Below are 3,854 nucleotides of genomic sequence, written 5' to 3'. Positions count from 1 at the left end.
GGGTCAGATCCCTTTGCCCGTCGGGCAAAGGGATCTGACCCCAGGTGCTAGGCTGGGCCACCGTTCCGCAGGGGAAGACCATGCCCGACCTGTTCGCCCTGGCCATGCCGTGGTGGGAATTCATCCTGCGCGCGGTGGTGGTGTATGTCGTGGTGCTGGGCATGGTCCGGCTGGGCGGCAAGCGGGCCCTGGGGCAGATCACGCCCTTCGACGTGCTGCTGATCGTGCTGCTGGGCAACGCGGTGCAGAACGCGCTGCTGGGCGCTGACACCTCGCTGGGCGGCGGCCTGCTGCTGGCGGCGACCCTGATCCTGCTGAACTACGGGGTGGGCTGGCTGACCACCCGGAACCGGCGGATGGAGCGGTTGATCGAAGGAGAGCCCACCGTAATCGCGCGCGATGGTCGCCTGTTCGAGGCGGTACTTCGCCGCGAGCTGATCAGCCGCGCCGACTTCGATGCCGCGCTGCGCCAGCAGGGCGGGCTGCAGATTGAAGACGTGCAGATTGCCCTGCTGGAGACCACCGGGCACATCACCATCATCGCGCGGAAGGGCAGCTGACCAGCGCCGAGCCCACGCCCCGCGCGACGGCACCCCTCAGAGCCAGTCGCGCGGCACCAGATAGTCGGCCAGGCGCGATTCGGGGCTGCCCGGTTCGGGCGAGAAGCCGTATTCCCAGCGCACCCGCGGTGGCAGGCTCATCAGGATGCTTTCGCTGCGGCCACCGCTCTGCAGCCCGAACAGGGTACCGCGGTCGTAGACCAGGTTGAATTCCACGTAGCGGCCGCGGCGGTACAGCTGGAACTCGCGTTCGCGCTCGCCGTAGAGGGCGTCCTTGCGCTGCTGCACGATCGGCAGGTACGCATCGAGGAAGCCATCGCCGACCGCACGCAGATAAGCGAAATCGCGCTCGAAGTCGCCGTGCAGGTCATCGAAGAACAGGCCGCCGACGCCGCGCGTTTCATTGCGGTGGCGCAGGAAGAAGTATTCGTCGCACCAGCGCTTGTGCGCGGCATAGCGTTCTTCGCCGAACGGCGTGCACAGGTCGCGTGCGACCCGGTGCCAATGCTGCACGTCCTCGTCGAACGGGTAGAACGGGGTCAGGTCGAAGCCGCCGCCGAACCAGCTGGCCACCACTTCGCCGTCGCGCTGCGCCTGGAAGAAGCGCACGTTGGCATGGGTGGTCGGCACGTACGGGTTGAGCGGGTGGAACACCAGCGACACGCCGGTGGCGCGCCAGGAGGCGCCCGCCAGTTCCGGGCGGTTGGCCGAGGCTGACGGTGGCAGGCGGCTGCCAGCCACGTCGGAGAAGCCGATGCCGGCCTGCTCGAACACCGCACCGTCGCGCAGCACGCGGGTACGCCCGCCACCGCCCTCGGCACGCTGCCACAGGTCTTCCTGGAAGCGGGCCCGGCCATCGACGGCCTCGATCGCCGCACAGATGCGGTCCTGCAGCTCGGTGAGGTAGGCGCGAACGCGCTCGAATTCGTTCATGGCGCGTACTTTACCGCAGGGCCCGGCCAACGCCGCGGACAGGCCCTGGCAGGCTCAGCGCTTGCGGTTGGTAGTGCGCGGCGCCGGAGCGTCGTCCACGGCCGCTTCATCAACCGCCTTCTGCAGGGCACCGCCCAGCATGATCAGCTCCCAGTTCTGGGTTCCGAGCACATCGCAGGCCACATGCAGGCCGCTGCGGTCGGCCTCGCACAGTTGCCCCAGGATGGCGCGTGCATCCACGTCCGCCCCATTGCCCTGCGCGGTGACCAGGTTCTCGCACCCTTCGCGGACGCCGGCGCGGCAGACCGTGGTGTAGTGCTCTGCGGCCTGCAGCCAGTGCCCGGACAGCGCGAGCCGGTTGCCGAGTATGTTGCAGCCCTGCAGCTTGCCCTGCGCACAGCAGGCGTCGGCGCCGTCCTCGTTGGCCAGCGCCAGTGGGCAGTCCTGCGGCAGCGGCAGCACCGTGTAGTGTTTCGGCGGGCTGCAGGTGCTCGCGCCCTCGCCGGTCGGCACGAACACCTGGAAGCGTGTCCACGTGTCCAGGCCCAGCAGCTGGCCCCCGGGCAACGGCCGCAGCACGAAGTCGCCGCCTTTGTCGTGGCGGATGCGGATGTCGCCCTCTTCGACACGGGCACGCAGCTGGCTGTCCCAGCCGATGCCGACCCGTCCTGCATCGCCGAAGTCCAGCGTATCCATCAGGCCACCTGCGGCGCGGAAGGTACCGCAGGGCAGCGCCGTAGCCGGCTGCGGCCGCAACGAGGCGCCCAGCGCCCGCAACGCAGGCAGGCGCTCACAGGCGGCGCTGTCCTTGCCGGGCGCGCACGCTGTGGCCAGTGCCTGCACCGCCTGCAAGGGGTCGCCGGATTCCCACGAGAGCTCGGCCACGCGGCTGCAGAAGCCGCCATGGCCGACCTGCTGGCACAACTGCAACAGCTGCTGGCGCTGCGCGGCCGGCACCACCACCGGCGTGGAGGGTGACAGCACGGAGCTCACCGCTTCGACCATCGCCGCACCCATCGCGGCCTTGACGATCTGCTCCTGCAGCGCCGGATCCGCTTCCAGCGCCGCTGCACAGGCCGGTGTCTCGTTGCTGAAGCCGCCATTCCGGCACGGCACAGGCAGTTCGATGCCGGCCAGTGCGGTATCGAGGATGGCCTGTTGCTGCGCCTCATCCGGCGTGGCCGGCGCCCTGGCCTCGTCATGCCAGCGATCGGCCAGCTGCAGGCACATGCCGGGCACGCCCTCCCGGCAAGCCGCTGCCAGCACGGTCGGGGTCGCTTCGCGACGGTTGTCCAGGCACGCCGCCGCATCGGCCAGGCAGCTGCCTTCAGCCGGGGTGGCGGCTGCGGCGCATTGTGCGGGGGCCTGCAGGGTGTAGACCGTGCCATCCACCTCGACCGTGCGGCCCCGATCGCGCACTTGCAGCACGCTGGGCAGGCCGTACTCCAGGTTCACCAGCTGCAGCTTTCCGTCGATCTGCTGGAACGCGACCGGCGTCGGTGCGCTGCCGAAGTGCTTCTGCTCGCCGCGGTTGGATGAGCTGACACGCAGCGTGCTGCTGCCTTCCTCGGCCTCGAACAGGCCGCATTGCGGTGACTGTGCCGCGGCCACCGGCGTGGCCAGCAGCAACGCCCAGGCCAGCCAGTGGCGGTACGGTGCGCGTGAGAGCATGTCATCTCCTTGGCGATCAAAGGCAAACGCCGGGTGCTGCCGGAGGCCCTGGCCCACGCCCGGCAGAACTCAGTGGAAGCGCGCGCGCACGTCGGGGCGCAGCAGTCGCCAGGCCAGCCAGCCCTGCAGGCCGAGAAGCACGAACGACATGCCGACCACGGTCAGCGTGATCAGCCAGCGTTTCAGCTGCAGCTCCTGCAGCAGGGCCGGGTCATCGGCCAGCAGCGGAATGAAGTCGCCCATGAACAGGTCCAGCCACCAGGCGGCTGCGAAGTTGGTCAGGGCACTCAGCAGCAGCAGTATCACGAAGCTCCACAGGCCCCAGCGACGTTCACGCAGCAGGCCCCAGCTGGACACGGTCGAGGCCAGGCACAACAGCGCGACGACCATTGACGCGGCCACCGGGTGCGCCAGCAGCCAGACCAGGCTGTGCAGCTGCTGTTGCTGCACTTCGCTTTCCACCAGGCGCCACAGCCTGAGGTTCTGCAGCGGCCACAGCACCAGTCCCTGCAGCACGAAGTAGATCGTCAGCAGCAGTGACAGCCAGAACGAAGCCTGTGCGACCGGGCGCACCCAGGCGTGATACGCCGGGGAAAGCGGCGAGGGGATCGACGGGATCGACATTGACATCCGATGTCCTTGCAGTCGGCGCCCGCCTGCTCAGCGGGCCGTCGCCCGGGTGGCGACGGC

The 3,854-nt window shown here is 69.3% G+C and carries 4 protein-coding genes; 1 reads left to right on the top strand and 3 read right to left on the bottom strand.

Annotation, left to right across the window (positions count from 1 at the left end):
- Nucleotides 1-80: 80 nt before the first annotated feature.
- Entirely contained in the window at nt 81-560 is a 480-nt protein-coding gene (locus ABGA94_RS20345; RefSeq protein ID WP_053498330.1) for a DUF421 domain-containing protein, read from the top strand.
- Between the two features lie 36 nt (nt 561-596).
- On the opposite strand, the gene hemF is transcribed toward ABGA94_RS20345, so the two are convergent.
- From hemF to ABGA94_RS20330, 3 genes are all read right to left on the bottom strand, one after another.
- Nucleotides 597-1,493 (bottom strand): oxygen-dependent coproporphyrinogen oxidase, encoded by an 897-nt coding sequence (hemF, locus tag ABGA94_RS20340; RefSeq protein ID WP_069138869.1) that lies wholly within the window; start codon nt 1,491-1,493, stop codon nt 597-599.
- A gap of 54 nt (nt 1,494-1,547) precedes the next feature.
- On the bottom strand, nt 1,548-3,164 hold the full coding sequence (locus ABGA94_RS20335) for a hypothetical protein (RefSeq protein ID WP_111128555.1): 1,617 nt from the start codon (nt 3,162-3,164) through the stop codon (nt 1,548-1,550).
- A 69-nt stretch (nt 3,165-3,233) separates the two neighbouring features.
- The gene (locus tag ABGA94_RS20330) at nt 3,234-3,794 is read right to left on the bottom strand and encodes a hypothetical protein (protein ID WP_279946274.1); all 561 of its coding nucleotides are present in this window, start codon (nt 3,792-3,794) and stop codon (nt 3,234-3,236) included.
- Nucleotides 3,795-3,854 lie beyond the last annotated feature (60 nt).

Origin of the sequence: Stenotrophomonas sp. 3diitr2024 (genome assembly GCF_042136455.1) — a bacterium.
GTDB classification, from domain to species: Bacteria; Pseudomonadota; Gammaproteobacteria; order Xanthomonadales; family Xanthomonadaceae; genus Stenotrophomonas; species Stenotrophomonas sepilia.
This window is presented reverse-complemented; position numbering and strand designations above follow the sequence as displayed.

What these genes read in the sequence shown, in the direction of transcription:
- ABGA94_RS20345 (WP_053498330.1), top strand. Translation starts at nt 81, where the DNA reads ATGCCCGACCTGTTCGCCCTGGCCATGCCGTGGTGGGAATTCATCCTG.
- hemF (WP_069138869.1), bottom strand. Translation starts at nt 1,493, where the DNA reads ATGAACGAATTCGAGCGCGTTCGCGCCTACCTCACCGAGCTGCAGGAC.
- ABGA94_RS20335 (WP_111128555.1), bottom strand. Translation starts at nt 3,164, where the DNA reads ATGCTCTCACGCGCACCGTACCGCCACTGGCTGGCCTGGGCGTTGCTG.
- ABGA94_RS20330 (WP_279946274.1), bottom strand. Translation starts at nt 3,794, where the DNA reads ATGTCAATGTCGATCCCGTCGATCCCCTCGCCGCTTTCCCCGGCGTAT.